The organism is Rahnella inusitata (assembly GCF_018288855.1).
GTDB classification, from domain to species: Bacteria; Pseudomonadota; Gammaproteobacteria; order Enterobacterales; family Enterobacteriaceae; genus Rahnella; species Rahnella inusitata.
In genome coordinates, this window is the sequence record NZ_CP065024.1 from 1366855 (window position 1) to 1382219 (window position 15365).

12 protein-coding genes, 3 tRNA genes and 3 rRNA genes are annotated in these 15365 nt (G+C 50.3%); 12 read left to right on the top strand and 6 right to left on the bottom strand.

The window, feature by feature from the left end:
• The first annotated feature begins 69 nt into the window (after positions 1–69).
• The 3 genes from I2123_RS06420 (at position 70) to nlpE (ending at position 1788) form a co-directional block, all read left to right on the top strand.
• A complete protein-coding gene (locus tag I2123_RS06420; RefSeq protein ID WP_056781698.1) occupies positions 70–630 on the top strand; it encodes a YaeQ family protein in 561 nt (186 codons plus the stop codon).
• Positions 597–1046: an alternative ribosome rescue aminoacyl-tRNA hydrolase ArfB gene (arfB, locus tag I2123_RS06425; protein ID WP_413535705.1), complete on the top strand. Its 450-nt coding sequence runs from the start codon at positions 597–599 to the stop codon at positions 1044–1046. Before I2123_RS06420 ends, arfB begins: the two co-directional genes overlap by 34 nt.
• 64 nt (positions 1047–1110) lie before the next feature.
• Entirely contained in the window at positions 1111–1788 is a 678-nt protein-coding gene (nlpE, locus tag I2123_RS06430) for an envelope stress response activation lipoprotein NlpE (protein WP_213052014.1), read from the top strand.
• A gap of 82 nt (positions 1789–1870) precedes the next feature.
• On the opposite strand, the gene proS is transcribed toward nlpE, so the two are convergent.
• From proS to rcsF, 3 genes are all read right to left on the bottom strand, one after another.
• On the bottom strand, positions 1871–3589 hold the full coding sequence (gene proS, locus I2123_RS06435) for a proline--tRNA ligase (RefSeq protein ID WP_213052015.1): 1719 nt from the start codon (positions 3587–3589) through the stop codon (positions 1871–1873).
• Between the two features lie 118 nt (positions 3590–3707).
• A complete protein-coding gene (gene tsaA, locus I2123_RS06440) occupies positions 3708–4415 on the bottom strand; it encodes a tRNA (N6-threonylcarbamoyladenosine(37)-N6)-methyltransferase TrmO (RefSeq protein WP_112168888.1) in 708 nt (235 codons plus the stop codon).
• Positions 4412–4819, bottom strand: a complete 408-nt coding sequence (gene rcsF, locus I2123_RS06445) for an Rcs stress response system protein RcsF (protein ID WP_112168889.1) — start codon at positions 4817–4819, stop codon at positions 4412–4414. Before rcsF ends, tsaA begins: the two co-directional genes overlap by 4 nt.
• On the opposite strand from rcsF, the gene I2123_RS06450 reads away from it, so the two are divergent.
• Positions 4818–4976 (top strand): hypothetical protein, encoded by a 159-nt coding sequence (locus I2123_RS06450; protein WP_167457535.1) that lies wholly within the window; start codon positions 4818–4820, stop codon positions 4974–4976. The genes rcsF and I2123_RS06450 overlap by 2 nt on opposite strands.
• A 9-nt stretch (positions 4977–4985) precedes the next feature.
• Here I2123_RS06450 and I2123_RS06455 read toward each other — a convergent pair whose 3' ends face one another.
• The 3 genes from I2123_RS06455 to metN all read right to left on the bottom strand — a co-directional run bounded on the left by I2123_RS06455 (position 4986) and on the right by metN (position 7542).
• The gene (locus I2123_RS06455; protein WP_112168890.1) at positions 4986–5801 is read right to left on the bottom strand and encodes a MetQ/NlpA family lipoprotein; all 816 of its coding nucleotides are present in this window, start codon (positions 5799–5801) and stop codon (positions 4986–4988) included.
• A 63-nt stretch (positions 5802–5864) separates the two neighbouring features.
• Positions 5865–6518 carry a methionine ABC transporter permease MetI gene (locus I2123_RS06460; protein ID WP_112168891.1) on the bottom strand — a complete coding sequence of 218 codons (654 nt, stop codon included), beginning with the start codon at positions 6516–6518 and terminating at the stop codon, positions 5865–5867.
• Complete coding sequence (gene metN / locus I2123_RS06465; RefSeq protein ID WP_112168892.1) at positions 6511–7542, bottom strand: methionine ABC transporter ATP-binding protein MetN; 1032 nt, start codon at positions 7540–7542, stop codon at positions 6511–6513. Before metN ends, I2123_RS06460 begins: the two co-directional genes overlap by 8 nt.
• Positions 7543–7721: 179 nt before the next feature.
• Here metN and gmhB point away from each other — a divergent pair, with 179 nt between their 5' ends.
• The 8 genes from gmhB to I2123_RS06505 all read left to right on the top strand — a co-directional run bounded on the left by gmhB (position 7722) and on the right by I2123_RS06505 (position 15320).
• Positions 7722–8288, top strand: a complete 567-nt coding sequence (gene gmhB / locus I2123_RS06470; RefSeq protein ID WP_112168893.1) for a D-glycero-beta-D-manno-heptose 1,7-bisphosphate 7-phosphatase — start codon at positions 7722–7724, stop codon at positions 8286–8288.
• 410 nt (positions 8289–8698) lie between these two features.
• Positions 8699–10241, top strand: a 16S ribosomal RNA gene (locus tag I2123_RS06475).
• Positions 10242–10313: 72 nt separating this feature from the next.
• Positions 10314–10390 (top strand) — tRNA-Ile (locus tag I2123_RS06480).
• A 132-nt stretch (positions 10391–10522) separates the two neighbouring features.
• Positions 10523–10598: transfer RNA gene (locus tag I2123_RS06485), tRNA-Ala, on the top strand.
• Positions 10599–10813: 215 nt separating this feature from the next.
• Positions 10814–13723: ribosomal RNA gene (locus tag I2123_RS06490) — 23S ribosomal RNA — on the top strand.
• Positions 13724–13869: 146 nt separating this feature from the next.
• Positions 13870–13985 (top strand): 5S ribosomal RNA (gene rrf, locus I2123_RS06495).
• The 16S, 23S and 5S rRNA genes sit together here with 3 tRNA genes alongside, the layout of an rRNA operon.
• 87 nt (positions 13986–14072) lie before the next feature.
• Positions 14073–14149, top strand: a tRNA-Asp gene (locus tag I2123_RS06500).
• 445 nt (positions 14150–14594) lie between these two features.
• Positions 14595–15320 (top strand): beta-ketoacyl synthase chain length factor, encoded by a 726-nt coding sequence (locus I2123_RS06505; protein WP_213052016.1) that lies wholly within the window; start codon positions 14595–14597, stop codon positions 15318–15320.
• Positions 15321–15365 lie beyond the last annotated feature (45 nt).

Consider the following 15365-nt stretch of genomic DNA (forward strand, 5'->3'; position numbering starts at 1 on the left):
TGCGGGGTTAAACTGGTCGCGACGTGACGCTTTCAAGTACACTGTGCGTCTATCATCAAGAGGTTTACCATGGCGTTAAAAGCAACTATTTATAAAGCAGTGATCAACATCGCTGATATGGACCGCAATTTCTTTCATGACGCCAACCTGACACTGGCCCAGCATCCTTCAGAAACAGAACAACGCATGATGCTGCGTCTGCTTGCCTGGATTTACCATGCCGATGAGCGACTGACGTTTACCCGCGGATTAAGCGCAGAAGATGAGCCGGAAATCTGGCGTAAAAATGACCATAATGGCATCGAGTTATGGGTCGAATTAGGGCTGCCTGATGAGAAGCGTCTGAAAAGAGCCTGTAACCAGTCGCGCGAAGTGGTGCTTTACGCTTACGGTGAGCGCGCGGCCAGAGTTTGGTGGTCGCAAATCGAAGGCAAAGTCAGAGGTTTTGAGAATTTGCGCATTCGTTATATCGACGATGAAATGCTGACTCAGCTCACCGCATTTGGCAGCAGAACCATGGATTTACAAGCGACTTTGCAAGACGGAACTATTTGGCTTTCCGATGCTCAGAGTAATTTAGAAATTCATTTTTCTGAATGGAAAGAGTCAGTCGTGAAAGAAGCAAGGTAACAGGTGTGCTAATCCTTTCCGGCAAAATGGAAATACCAGACAGCGAAATTGAATTAACGGCAATCCGCGCGCAGGGCAACGGTGGCCAGAACGTCAATAAAACGTCAACGGCAATACATTTACGTTTTGATATTAAAGCCTCAAGTTTGCCAGACTACTATAAAGAACGTCTGATGGCGTTCAATCACCATTCCATTACGGCTGATGGTTGGGTGGTTATCAAGGCGCAGGAATCCCGCAGCCAGGAACAAAACCGCGAAGCGGCGCTGGCACGGTTGAATACTTTGATTGCGCAGGCGATGGTGGTGGAAAAACCCCGTCGTGCAACTAAGCCAACCAAGGGGTCTAAGATCCGCCGGGTGGAAAGTAAAGTGCGCAAGGGCGCGACAAAAGCATTGCGGGGCAAAGTTCGATAGCCTTATATCGTGTTGCAGGACAATTTTTATCGCAACACTCAGAAAGAGCAGTAGGGGAGAAACTGTGAAAAAAATCATCATAACCGCAGTGCTGGCGCTCGGGGCGCTGTCACTGTTTGGCTGCCATACCGCTGCCTTCAATCAGGAAAAACCGTTGCAGGCGATGCAGCAAAGTTACAGTGGTGTCCTGCCGTGCGCCGATTGTGGCGGGCTGGAGACATCCTTATTCCTCCAGCAGGACGGCACGTATGTTCTGCAGGAAACCTATCAGGCAGCCAAAGACGGCGATCAGACTTTCGCCAGCTATGGCAGTTGGGCGAGAACCGCTGACAAGCTGGTCCTGACCGATGCTAAGGGTGAAAAGCGTTACTTCCACCCGAAAGATGAAAATCTTGAAATGCTTGATACCAGCGGTGCGCCGATTATTTCGTCGCTCAATTACACGCTGAAACCTACGCAGCAGAGTTTACCGAAGACGCCCATGCCGCTGACCGGTATGATGCAGTACAGCGCCGATGCCGCTTCTTTCAAGGATTGTGCGACAGGGAAAGTTTTCCCGATGTCTGCCAGCAAATCGCTGCAACAGGGATATCTCGCGGCGCGTAAGGCACCAAATCAGCTGGTCTTTGTATCAATGGATGGTCATTTCATGACGGAACCGTCGATGGAAGAAGGGCAGATGCAGAAAGCTGTGGTGGCTGATAAAAACGTAAAGTTTGATGCAACCAAAGCTTGTCCGTAAGTACCGCTGCTAAGCGAAAAGCACAAATAAAAATGCCCGCTCAATGCGGGCATTTTTATATACAACGATCTTTGGCAGATCCTTAACGCGGGATCTGGCCCAGCAGATAAGAAACGATATCGCTTTGTTTGATCATTTGTTTTTCACCGGAGCGACGGTTTTTGTATTCCAGCTCTTCAGCGTCCAGATTACGATCGCCAATCACGACGTGATGCGGAACACCGATCAGTTCCATATCCGCAAACATTACCCCAGGACGCTCTTTACGATCGTCGAGGATCACGTCAATACCGTGTGAACGCAGTTCTGCATATAACGCTTCTGCCGCATCTTTCACGCGGAAAGATTTGTGCATGTTCATTGGCAGAATAGCGACCTGGAACGGAGCAATAGCGTCCGGCCAGATTATACCGCGATCGTCGTGGTTCTGTTCGATAGCGGCGGCAACCACGCGGCTCACACCGATACCGTAACAACCCATGGTCATTACCTGATTACGACCATCCTCACCCTGAACGGTTGCATTCATCGCTTCTGAATACTTGATGCCCAGTTGGAAGATATGACCGACTTCGATACCGCGCTTAATCACCAGCGTACCCTGACCATCCGGGCTTGGATCACCAGCCACCACGTTACGCAGATCCGCCACTTCTGGCAGCGCAGCATCGCGATCCCAGTTAATGCCGAAATAATGCTGGCCGTCGATGTTGGCTCCCGCGCTGAAATCGCTCATGGCAGCAACGGTACGGTCAACAACCACTGGCATTGGCAGATTGACCGGACCGAGCGAACCCGGGCCAGCCGCAACGATTTCACGGATTTCCGCTTCGGTAGCAAAAGTCAGTGGCGCTGCAACTTGTGGCAGTTTTTCCGCTTTGATTTCGTTGAGTTCATGATCGCCGCGAATGAGCAGGGCGATCAGTTTATGGCCGCTTTCTGGCGTTGCATGAACCATCAGGGTTTTCACGGTTTTCTCAACCGGCACCTGGAACTGTTCTGTCAGCTCAGCAATGGTTTTGGCATTTGGCGTTTCAACGATGCGCATCTCTTCGGTCGCCGCGCCGCGAGGTGCGGTCGGAGCCAACGCTTCTGCGAACTCGATGTTGGCCGCGAAATCTGAAGAGTCAGAGAATACGACATCATCTTCGCCGCTCTGCGCCAGAACCTGGAATTCGTGAGACGCGCTGCCGCCGATAGAACCGGTATCTGCCAGTACTGCACGGAAATCCAGGCCCATACGGTTGAAAATCTGGCTGTAGGCCGCGTACATCACATCATACGTTTCCTGCAAAGATTCCTGCGTCGTGTGGAACGAGTAGGCATCTTTCATCAGGAATTCACGGGAACGCATCACACCAAAACGCGGGCGAACTTCGTCACGGAATTTGGTCTGGATCTGGAAGAAGTTCAGTGGCAGCTGCTTGTATGAGCTGACTTCATTACGGATCAAGTCGGTAATCACTTCTTCATGAGTTGGACCCAGAACGAACGGACGATCACCACGGTCAACAAAACGCAGCAATTCAGGACCGTATTGTTCCCAACGTCCGCTCTCCTGCCACAGGTCGGCGGGCTGAACTACCGGCATCGACACTTCAATGGCGTTCGCGTTGTTCATTTCTTCGCGCACGATGTTTTCAACTTTTCTGAGAACACGCAGGCCGGTTGGCAGCCAGGTGTACAGGCCGGAAGCCAGTTTGCGGATCATCCCCGCACGCAGCATCAGCTGATGGCTGATAACTTCCGCGTCGGCTGGCGTCTCTTTCAGAGTAGAGAGCAGATATTGAGTAGTACGCATGATGTGTTGATTCCGTTAGCACTGCAAATTGCAATCGGGCGGCTAAAAGCCGCCAAAACGTAAAAAGTGGTTTAGTTTACCAGCGAGTTGGTGTTGCCAAAAGAGACGCAGAGGAAATTTAGTCTTTGTCGAGCGACAATACCTGATTCACAGAGCCTGTCACCCGCCAGCGGACATTAAACTCCAGCAGGCGAACGGCATAATCCCGCTCGGTGGCTTCGCCCTTGCGGTAGGCCGGGCGAGGATCTTGCCCCAGCACTTGCGTGATGAAGCGACGCAGGTGAGGGTATTGATGAATGTGTTCGGCCAGCTGCTGTTCTGCCTGAGGCAGAAACTCTACCGGCATATCGGCGTCTGGTGCGTGCTGAGCAAAGCCTGCACGAGCATCCGGGTGGCTTTCTGCAAAGGGCAGATACGGTTTGATATCCACCACCGGCGTGCCATCGACCAGATCCAGACTGCCGAGCTGCAGGATGACGTTTTGCCCCTGGCAGTGGATCCCTTTCAGCTCAACCAAAGACATTCCAAGTGGATTGGGTCGAAAGGTTGAACGTGTGGCAAATACGCCGGTTCGCGCGTTACCCCCAAGGCGGGGAGGGCGCACTGTAGGACGCCAGCCACCGTCCATCGTCTGATGAAAAATAAACATCACCCAGAGATGACTGAATTCTTCCAAACCGCGAACGGCTTCAGGCTGGTTATACGGCGCGTGCAAATGTAACTCACCGCCGCCATCCTGAATCAGACCAGGCTGGCGGGGGACAGCAAATTTCTCTTTATAGGGCGAGTGGATGGTCCCTATTTGCTCAAAAGAAAATGAGGTCATTTAAAGGTGACGTTCAGAGCGGAGCCCTGACAAATTGCCTGCTGGAAGCAGCCCGGTACGCCACCAAGGATCTGGCACTGATGTAAAAGCACAGCATTGGCTTTCATGTAGGATGCTCGGGTCAGCATTCTTTTACGTGCTGTGGCCAGGCTCGGCGGAGCATCATTCTGATCGGACTGACATGATTCTCCGGAGACTTCGCCTAAGTCACGGAACGGTGTGCCGACCAGCGCTTCTGCATCTTTATACAGTTTTACTGGAGCCGGGCGAACTGGAGCCGGTTTGGGTTTGACGGGTTTTGGCTCTTCTTTAACAACAGGTGCAGTGGTGATTGGCTGTGTGTGTTGAGTCAGGGAACAACCCGCCAGCAAAAGCGCCGACAAACAGAGAGGTAAAGCACGCATGGTAAATCCTCTGCTTTTTAATATGTTTACAGGAATGAATGTGGCGTTATTGAACCAAGGTATTGAGAAAATAACAAGGCGGGCATATGCCCGCCTTGTACTTATTTATAAAATCTATATTTCACAGGAATTTTCAGGCGCAATGCTGAGTTCCTGAAGACCCGGATTACCAGCCTTTCACTGCGCCGCCGTTGAAGATTTTATTCGCAGCAGCGTTCACTTCGTCAGACTGGTAAGCCTGTACGAATTTCTTCACGTTTTCAGCATCTTTATTGTCTTCACGAGCCACAATCAGGTTCACATACGGTGAGTTTTTATCTTCTACGAAGATACCGTCTTTCTCTGGTGTCAGACCGATCTGGCTGGCGTAAGTCGTGTTAATTACCGCCAGTGCGATTTTGGCATCATCCAGTGAACGTGGCAGCTGTGGTGCTTCCAGCTCAACCAGTTTCAGGTTTTTAGGGTTCTCAGTGACATCAAGAACGGTCGGCAACAGGCCAACACCGTCTTTCAGTTTGATCAGACCTTGTTTTTGCAGCAGCAGTAAAGAGCGACCAAGGTTGGTCGGATCGTTTGGCAATGCAACCTGATCGCCTTCTTTCAGTTCATCTACAGATTTGATTTTCTTAGAATAGCCCGCGATTGGGTAAACGAAACTATTACCGACCGGCACCAGTTTGTAACCGCGGTCTTTGATCTGCTGGTCCAAATAAGGTTTGTGCTGGAAGGCGTTAACGTCGATATCACCTTTGCTCAGTGCTTCGTTCGGCAGAACGTAATCGTTGAAGGTCACCAGTTCAACGTCCAGACCGTATTTTTCTTTCGCTACTTTTTGTGCAACTTCTGCAACCTGTTGCTCAGAACCGACAATCACACCCACTTTAATATGGTTTGGATCTTGTTCTTTTGGTCCGCAGCCCGCTAAAGCCAGCGATCCCAGAAGCGCGCCGACAACAGCAATGGATTTAAATTTGTTTGACATGTCCTTTCCTCAATAAGCGGATAAAAATCATTCGCAGGGTTACGTTTTACAGTTGTTATTTCGTTATTTATGCGTGACCGCTTTTACAATGCGATCGCCACAAAACTGAATTAAATACACCAAAACGACTAACAGGACTAATACCGTGTTCATGACAGTTGCGTCATAACCGATATAACCATACTGATAACCGATCTGTCCGAGACCACCGGCACCAACGGCACCGCCCATCGCAGAATAGCCGACCAAAGTTATCAAAGTAATAGTGGCTGCGTTAACCAGACCCGGCAAGGCCTCCGGCAACAGAATTTTGCGGATGATTTGCATCGGTGTGGCACCCATTGCGCGGGAAGCCTCAACCAGACCGCTTGGAATTTCCAGCAGCGCATTTTCCACCATACGTGCAATAAATGGCGCAGCGCCCACGGTCAGCGGAACAATTGCCGCCTGCAATCCAATGGAGGTGCCCACAATGACGCGGGTAAATGGAATCATCCAGACCAGCAGGATAATGAATGGAATCGAACGGAATATGTTCACCAGCGCAGACATCACGCGATAGACATTTTTATTCTCAGCAATTTGCCCCGGACGGGTGACGTACAACAGCACACCAAAGGGTAGCCCGAGCGCAAAACCAAAGAAGCCAGAGGTCAGTGTCATGATGACAGTTTCCCAGATACCCCGGCCCATTAACCACATCATTGCCTCAGACATAACCGAGTACCTCAACTTTCACCTGATTCTCATGCAGGAACTGAATCGCTGCCTGAGTGTTTTCTTCTGAACCGTGCATTTCTGTCAGCATAATCCCGAACTTCACGCCACCGGCATAATCCATCTGAGCACTGATAATATTATTGTTTACATCAAAACGTCGTACGGCTTCGGAAAGCAGTGGAGCATCAACGGACTGACCGGTAAATTCCAGACGCAATAAAGGCACGCGGCCTTGTTCTGGCGCGGGCACCAGACGTACTGCGTAATCTTCCGGAATATCCAGATGCAGCGTTGACTGAATAAATTGCTGAGCCAGCGGGGTTTTCGGATGTGAGAACATCTCGCTCACTTTATCCTGCTCAATCAGTTTACCGTCGCTTATCACCGCAACCTGATCGCAAATACGTTTTACGACATCCATCTCATGGGTGATCAACAGGATGGTTAATCCCAGACGGCGGTTGATGTCTTTCAGTAATTCCAGGATGGAGCGGGTTGTTGCCGGGTCCAAAGCGCTGGTGGCTTCATCACACAGCAGAACTTTAGGGTTACTCGCCAGTGCGCGGGCAATCGCGACGCGCTGTTTCTGCCCACCGGAAAGGTTGGCAGGGTAGGCGTCATGCTTATCTTCCAGACCAACCAGTTTCAGCAACTCTGAAACGCGTTTTTTAATTTCAGCCCCGGAGAGGTTGTCCAGCTCCAGCGGCAGTGCGACGTTGCCAAAGACGGTGCGGGATGACAGTAAATTAAAATGCTGAAAAATCATGCCAATCTGGCGACGCGCGCGGGTTAATGCTTTTTCTGAAAAGGACATCAGATCCTGACCATCGACCAACACCTGGCCTTCGGTCGGACGCTCGAGCAAATTGACGCAGCGGATTAATGTACTCTTACCCGCGCCAGATGAGCCGATCACGCCATATATTTGTCCTGCAGGGACGTGAAGACTCACGTCGGAAAGCGCGACGATCTGGCGCGATCCCTGCTGGAAAACCTTGGTGATATTTGAAAGTTTAATCATATTATTTTTTATTCTGTCTTTTTGCCGTGACATGGTGAATTTAACTCTGCGAGGGAGCCCCTCGTAGCATGTCGTGGATGCTAAGGCGTCTAGACGTCTAAGTCAACCAGGTTAACATTCTCACTGACATTGAAAACATGCGATACTGACGCCGTTAATCAGCCATCAGGAGCAAATACGTGGCACAACCTGTTTCAGCAATCTTTCTCGACCGTGATGGCACTTTGAATGTCGATCACGGCTATGTACATGAAATCGATGAATTCCAATTTATCGACGGTGTAATCGACGCCTGCCTTAAGTTAAAGGAAATGGGCTTCTTACTGGTGTTAGTGACGAATCAATCGGGAATTGCACGCGGCAAGTTTACCGAAGACCAGTTTATGACACTGACCGAATGGATGGACTGGTCCCTCGCCGATCGTGGTGTCGATCTCGATGGCATCTATTTCTGTCCGCATCATCCTGAAGGCTCAGTGAAAGAGTTTACTCAGGTTTGTGACTGCCGTAAGCCTTTGCCTGGGATGTTCTTAACGGCGAAAGAAGAGCTGAATATTGATATGGCCTCTTCTTATATGGTCGGCGACAAGCTTGAAGACATGCAGGCGGCTGCTGCCGCAGGCGTGGGGACTAAAATTTTAGTGCGTACAGGGAAGCCAGTGACAGCGGAAAGCGAAAGTGTGGCAGACGCAGTACTTGAAAGCCTTGCTGCCTTGCCTTCCTTTATAGCAAAAGCGTTAAAATAACGGTCTTTGGATAAAAAAACGGCAAACGAAATAAAACTGTGTTTATTCGCTTGCCATTAAAATCCAACTCCCTATAATGCCGCTCCATCGACAGGGAACAACGTGAACAACATCACGAAGTAACCGGGTCGGGAAAGATTAAAAACAGCGGCATCCGGCGAAATAAACGGTTGACACTGAATGAGGAAAGCGTAATATACGCCACCTCGAGTTAGCAAGCGAAAGCGCGTAACTCACTGCTCTTTAACAATTTATCAGACAATCTGTGTGGGCACTCACAAGACGATATCAGCCACCTCGGTGGCAAAAAAATATCAAGTCTTAGAGTGACCAAGCAGTAATTCATTTAGTTGAATTATTACGAAGTAATCTTTGAGCACCGCTTAACTTGTTTAAGCAAATCGAACTTTTAATTGAAGAGTTTGATCATGGCTCAGATTGAACGCTGGCGGCAGGCCTAACACATGCAAGTCGAGCGGTAGCACAGGAGAGCTTGCTCTCTGGGTGACGAGCGGCGGACGGGTGAGTAATGTCTGGGAAACTGCCTGATGGAGGGGGATAACTACTGGAAACGGTAGCTAATACCGCATGACCTCGCAAGAGCAAAGTGGGGGACCTTCGGGCCTCACGCCATCGGATGTGCCCAGATGGGATTAGCTAGTAGGTGGGGTAATGGCTCACCTAGGCGACGATCCCTAGCTGGTCTGAGAGGATGACCAGCCACACTGGAACTGAGACACGGTCCAGACTCCTACGGGAGGCAGCAGTGGGGAATATTGCACAATGGGCGCAAGCCTGATGCAGCCATGCCGCGTGTGTGAAGAAGGCCTTAGGGTTGTAAAGCACTTTCAGCGAGGAGGAAGGCGCTGTAGTTAATAGCTGCAGCGATTGACGTTACTCGCAGAAGAAGCACCGGCTAACTCCGTGCCAGCAGCCGCGGTAATACGGAGGGTGCAAGCGTTAATCGGAATTACTGGGCGTAAAGCGCACGCAGGCGGTTTGTTAAGTCAGATGTGAAATCCCCGAGCTTAACTTGGGAACTGCATTTGAAACTGGCAAGCTAGAGTCTTGTAGAGGGGGGTAGAATTCCAGGTGTAGCGGTGAAATGCGTAGAGATCTGGAGGAATACCGGTGGCGAAGGCGGCCCCCTGGACAAAGACTGACGCTCAGGTGCGAAAGCGTGGGGAGCAAACAGGATTAGATACCCTGGTAGTCCACGCTGTAAACGATGTCGACTTGGAGGTTGTGCCCTTGAGGCGTGGCTTCCGGAGCTAACGCGTTAAGTCGACCGCCTGGGGAGTACGGCCGCAAGGTTAAAACTCAAATGAATTGACGGGGGCCCGCACAAGCGGTGGAGCATGTGGTTTAATTCGATGCAACGCGAAGAACCTTACCTACTCTTGACATCCACGGAATTCGCTAGAGATAGCTTAGTGCCTTCGGGAACCGTGAGACAGGTGCTGCATGGCTGTCGTCAGCTCGTGTTGTGAAATGTTGGGTTAAGTCCCGCAACGAGCGCAACCCTTATCCTTTGTTGCCAGCACGTAATGGTGGGAACTCAAAGGAGACTGCCGGTGATAAACCGGAGGAAGGTGGGGATGACGTCAAGTCATCATGGCCCTTACGAGTAGGGCTACACACGTGCTACAATGGCATATACAAAGAGAAGCAAACTCGCGAGAGCAAGCGGACCTCATAAAGTATGTCGTAGTCCGGATTGGAGTCTGCAACTCGACTCCATGAAGTCGGAATCGCTAGTAATCGTAGATCAGAATGCTACGGTGAATACGTTCCCGGGCCTTGTACACACCGCCCGTCACACCATGGGAGTGGGTTGCAAAAGAAGTAGGTAGCTTAACCTTCGGGAGGGCGCTTACCACTTTGTGATTCATGACTGGGGTGAAGTCGTAACAAGGTAACCGTAGGGGAACCTGCGGTTGGATCACCTCCTTACCTAAAGATACGCATTGTGCAGTGTCCACACAGATTGTCTGATGAAAAAGTAACGAGCAGAAATACCTTTATAGGCTTGTAGCTCAGGTGGTTAGAGCGCACCCCTGATAAGGGTGAGGTCGGTGGTTCAAGTCCACTCAGGCCTACCAATTCTTTCCTTCTCTGCGTTGTCCCTCCCTCGTTTGCTAACGCAAACGTCGTGTGACTCCGCCTTGATAAGAAATGAATTGGCTGACTCATCTAGCGATGAGATAGATAAAGGTATCTGTAAGTGACTGTATGGGGCTATAGCTCAGCTGGGAGAGCGCCTGCCTTGCACGCAGGAGGTCAGCGGTTCGATCCCGCTTAGCTCCACCATTACCGTACAGCCTTTAAATAATACTTCAGAGTATATTGGTAACAGTATGCTGCGAAGTATTTTGCTCTTTAACAATCTGGAACAAGCTGAAAATTGAAACATTACAGCTGAACATCACTCTCCGTAGAAGTACTGAGTGATGATTTTGTCTGTAATAGAGTCTCTCAAATAATCGCAATGCGACGATGTCTTTTAAGACACCTTCGGGTTGTGAGGTTAAGCGACTAAGCGTACACGGTGGATGCCTAGGCAGTCAGAGGCGATGAAGGGCGTGCTAATCTGCGAAAAGCGTCGGTAAGGTGATATGAACCGTTATAACCGACGATACCCGAATGGGGAAACCCAGTGTGTTTCGACACACTATTGCATGGTGAATACATAGCCATGCAAGGCGAACCGGGGGAACTGAAACATCTAAGTACCCCGAGGAAAAGAAATCAACCGAGATTCCCCCAGTAGCGGCGAGCGAACGGGGAAGAGCCCAGAACCTGAATCAGTTTGTGCATTAGTGGAAGCGTCTGGAAAGTCGCACAGTATAGGGTGATAGTCCCGTACACAAAAATGCACTTATTGTGAGTTCGATGAGTAGGGCGGGACACGTGACATCCTGTCTGAATATGGGGGGACCATCCTCCAAGGCTAAATACTCCTGACTGACCGATAGTGAACCAGTACCGTGAGGGAAAGGCGAAAAGAACCCCGGCGAGGGGAGTGAAATAGAACCTGAAACCGTGTACGTACAAGCAGTGGGAGCCTACTTTGTTGGGTGACTGCGTACCTTTTGTATAATGGGTCAGCGACTTATATTTTGTAGCAAGGTTAACCGAATAGGGGAGCCGTAGGGAAACCGAGTCTTAACTGGGCGTCAAGTTGCAAGGTATAGACCCGAAACCCGGTGATCTAGCCATGGGCAGGTTGAAGGTTGGGTAACACTAACTGGAGGACCGAACCGACTAATGTTGAAAAATTAGCGGATGACTTGTGGCTGGGGGTGAAAGGCCAATCAAACCGGGAGATAGCTGGTTCTCCCCGAAAGCTATTTAGGTAGCGCCTCGTGAACTCATCTTCGGGGGTAGAGCACTGTTTCGACTAGGGGGCCATCCCGGCTTACCAACTCGATGCAAACTCCGAATACCGAAGAATGTTATCACGGGAGACACACGGCGGGTGCTAACGTCCGTCGTGAAGAGGGAAACAACCCAGACCGCCAGCTAAGGTCCCAAAGTCATGGTTAAGTGGGAAACGATGTGGGAAGGCATAGACAGCCAGGATGTTGGCTTAGAAGCAGCCATCATTTAAAGAAAGCGTAATAGCTCACTGGTCGAGTCGGCCTGCGCGGAAGATGTAACGGGGCTAAACCATGCACCGAAGCTGCGGCAGCGACGCTTAGGCGTTGTTGGGTAGGGGAGCGTTCTGTAAGCCGTCGAAGGTGTCCTGTGAGGGGTGCTGGAGGTATCAGAAGTGCGAATGCTGACATAAGTAACGATAATGCGGGTGAAAAACCCGCACGCCGGAAGACCAAGGGTTCCTGTCCAACGTTAATCGGGGCAGGGTGAGTCGACCCCTAAGGCGAGGCTGAAAAGCGTAGTCGATGGGAAGCTGGTTAATATTCCAGCACTTGGTGTTACTGCGAAGGGGGGACGGAGAAGGCTAGGCTAGCCGGGCGACGGTTGTCCCGGTTCAAGCGTGTAGGGGGTGTGACTTGGTAAATCCGGTTACATATTCAACCCTGAGGCGTGATAACGAGCCACTACGGTGGTGAAGTAGTTGATGCCATGCTTCCAGGAAAAGCCTCTAAGCTCCAGGTAACACGAAATCGTACCCCAAACCGACACAGGTGGTCAGGTAGAGAATACTCAGGCGCTTGAGAGAACTCGGGTGAAGGAACTAGGCAAAATGGTGCCGTAACTTCGGGAGAAGGCACGCTGGCGCGTAGGTGAAGAGACTTGCTCTCGGAGCCGAAGCCAGTCGCAGATACCAGCTGGCTGCAACTGTTTAATAAAAACACAGCACTGTGCAAACACGAAAGTGGACGTATACGGTGTGACGCCTGCCCGGTGCCGGAAGGTTAATTGATGGGGTTAGCAGCAATGCGAAGCTCTTGATCGAAGCCCCGGTAAACGGCGGCCGTAACTATAACGGTCCTAAGGTAGCGAAATTCCTTGTCGGGTAAGTTCCGACCTGCACGAATGGCGTAATGATGGCCAGGCTGTCTCCACCCGAGACTCAGTGAAATTGAACTCGCTGTGAAGATGCAGTGTACCCGCGGCAAGACGGAAAGACCCCGTGAACCTTTACTATAGCTTGACACTGAACATTGAGCCTTGATGTGTAGGATAGGTGGGAGGCTTTGAAGCGTGGACGCCAGTCTGCGTGGAGCCAACCTTGAAATACCACCCTTTAATGTTTGATGTTCTAACTCGGCCCCGTGATCCGGGGTGAGGACAGTGTCTGGTGGGTAGTTTGACTGGGGCGGTCTCCTCCTAAAGAGTAACGGAGGAGCACGAAGGTTAGCTAATCACGGTCGGACATCGTGAGGTTAGTGCAATGGCATAAGCTAGCTTGACTGCGAGAGTGACGGCTCGAGCAGGTACGAAAGTAGGTCATAGTGATCCGGTGGTTCTGAATGGAAGGGCCATCGCTCAACGGATAAAAGGTACTCCGGGGATAACAGGCTGATACCGCCCAAGAGTTCATATCGACGGCGGTGTTTGGCACCTCGATGTCGGCTCATCACATCCTGGGGCTGAAGTAGGTCCCAAGGGTACGGCTGTTCGCCGTTTAAAGTGGTACGCGAGCTGGGTTTAGAACGTCGTGAGACAGTTCGGTCCCTATCTGCCGTGGGCGTTGGAAGATTGAGAGGGGCTGCTCCTAGTACGAGAGGACCGGAGTGGACGCATCACTGGTGTTCGGGTTGTCATGCCAATGGCATTGCCCGGTAGCTAAATGCGGAAAAGATAAGCGCTGAAAGCATCTAAGCGCGAAACTTGCCTCGAGATGAGTCTTCCCTGTGGCTTTAAGCCACCTGAAGGGACGTTTAAGACTAAGACGTTGATAGGCTGGGTGTGTAAGTGCAGCGATGCATTGAGCTAACCAGTACTAATGACCCGAGAGGCTTAACCTTACAACACCAAAGGTGTTTTGATTAGAGTGACTCTGCTGCGCGCGAGCGTGTGGAAGTAGATTTTCAGCGACGTTCCGAGATTGGTTCGTATGGCGAGGCGTTGTGAGAAATCACGGTGCGTGGCGGTACGGATGAAACAGAATTTGCCTGGCGGCACTAGCGCGGTGGTCCCACCTGACCCCATGCCGAACTCAGAAGTGAAACGCCGTAGCGCCGATGGTAGTGTGGGGTCTCCCCATGCGAGAGTAGGGAACTGCCAGGCATCAAATTAGTTCCTTTTCCCCTGACAAGGAAAATAACAGGAACAAACTTGTATCAGACGTTTTCTGATGTGAGTGAAAGAACCGGTGGAGCGGTAGTTCAGTTGGTTAGAATACCTGCCTGTCACGCAGGGGGTCGCGGGTTCGAGCCCCGTCCGTTCCGCCACTAATTGCACAGACCCTGAATCGAAAGATTCAGGGTTTTTTGCATTTGTTTTTTCGTGATTTAAGGTATGCATTCCCTCTCTATTTCAATTCTCACGCATTATTTTGAGTATTAACTGGCCAACATTGCCCTGATTACAGACTACTACTTATCTGATTACGAAAAATTAAGCCAAATTAAATATTAAAATGATTATTTTTCTATTTCATAATAATTATTATTCGCTCTTGTTTATGATTGGTTTGGTTAATTATTAAAGGTAATTCGCGCTATATATCGTCATAATCCAGTTTTTTAAAATCTAATATTCAGTCATAATATATACAGCATTGAAACACGTTAAAGAAATCTTCGATCCGCTATGACTGCCCGATAGATTGCAGATGCAACGAGCAATCAAATATCATAGAGTCTTAGCTCGGCAAATTCATAAAGATAACTCATCATGAAATTCTCACTGGATATACTTGACTGGCGGGCTCTCGCTGCGGGAATCGACAGTTGCGAAAACTGGATCCAGTGGGCTAATCAGCCTGATATCAATATGTTTTCCGGGGAATTCCCGAAAACGTCCCATATCCCGATGATGTCTGCACGGCGTATGAGTATCGGTAGCCGACTGGCTGTGAATACAGGGCTCTCATTACTCGCCTCGAATAATATTGATGCTGCCATTTTTACCAGCCGTCACGGTGAGCTCGAGCGCACAGGACGAATCCTGCATGCTCTGGCCGATGAGCAATCGACTTCTCCCACAGAGTTCTCGATGTCGGTACATAATACCGCCGCTGGCTGGCTGACGATTATTAGCAAAGTTCCGCTGCCGATCACCTCATTGGCGGCAGGTAACGACAGTTTTCAACAAGGGTTACTCGAAGCTCAAGCGATACTCGCTGGCGGCGCTAGCCGGGTAATGTTGATTGACTTCGAAGGTGAAATACCGCCGATGTATGACAAATCGGTGAATTCTGAGTTTTTACCTTATGCTGTAGGAATAATATTAACCGCGGGTGATACATTGCAATGTAGCAACGTAACTTCACCGGATGATATTGATGCGGTTACCCTTCCTCAGAGCTTACAATTCCTGCGGGGTTACCTTACATCGTCTCCTAACTTTTACGTCGATGCGGATAAACGTCGCCGTTGGCACTGGGTGCATACTTTGTGAGAAACATCTCTGTATTACCCTACGAAATTTCTTCCCTTGCGAACA

Excerpts from the sequence above, each read along its gene's own strand:
- arfB (WP_413535705.1), top strand. The coding sequence starts at position 597 with ATGGAAAGAGTCAGTCGTGAAAGAAGCAAGGTAACAGGTGTGCTAATC.
- rcsF (WP_112168889.1), bottom strand. The coding sequence starts at position 4,819 with ATGCGTGCTTTACCTCTCTGTTTGTCGGCGCTTTTGCTGGCGGGTTGT.
- I2123_RS06460 (WP_112168891.1), bottom strand. The coding sequence starts at position 6,518 with ATGTCTGAGGCAATGATGTGGTTAATGGGCCGGGGTATCTGGGAAACT.
- I2123_RS06505 (WP_213052016.1), top strand. The coding sequence starts at position 14,595 with ATGAAATTCTCACTGGATATACTTGACTGGCGGGCTCTCGCTGCGGGA.
- I2123_RS06450 (WP_167457535.1), top strand. The coding sequence starts at position 4,818 with ATGGTAAATCCTCTGCTTTTTAATATGTTTACAGGAATGAATGTGGCG.
- metN (WP_112168892.1), bottom strand. The coding sequence starts at position 7,542 with ATGATTAAACTTTCAAATATCACCAAGGTTTTCCAGCAGGGATCGCGC.
- I2123_RS06420 (WP_056781698.1), top strand. The coding sequence starts at position 70 with ATGGCGTTAAAAGCAACTATTTATAAAGCAGTGATCAACATCGCTGAT.
- I2123_RS06455 (WP_112168890.1), bottom strand. The coding sequence starts at position 5,801 with ATGTCAAACAAATTTAAATCCATTGCTGTTGTCGGCGCGCTTCTGGGA.
- tsaA (WP_112168888.1), bottom strand. The coding sequence starts at position 4,415 with ATGACCTCATTTTCTTTTGAGCAAATAGGGACCATCCACTCGCCCTAT.
- proS (WP_213052015.1), bottom strand. The coding sequence starts at position 3,589 with ATGCGTACTACTCAATATCTGCTCTCTACTCTGAAAGAGACGCCAGCC.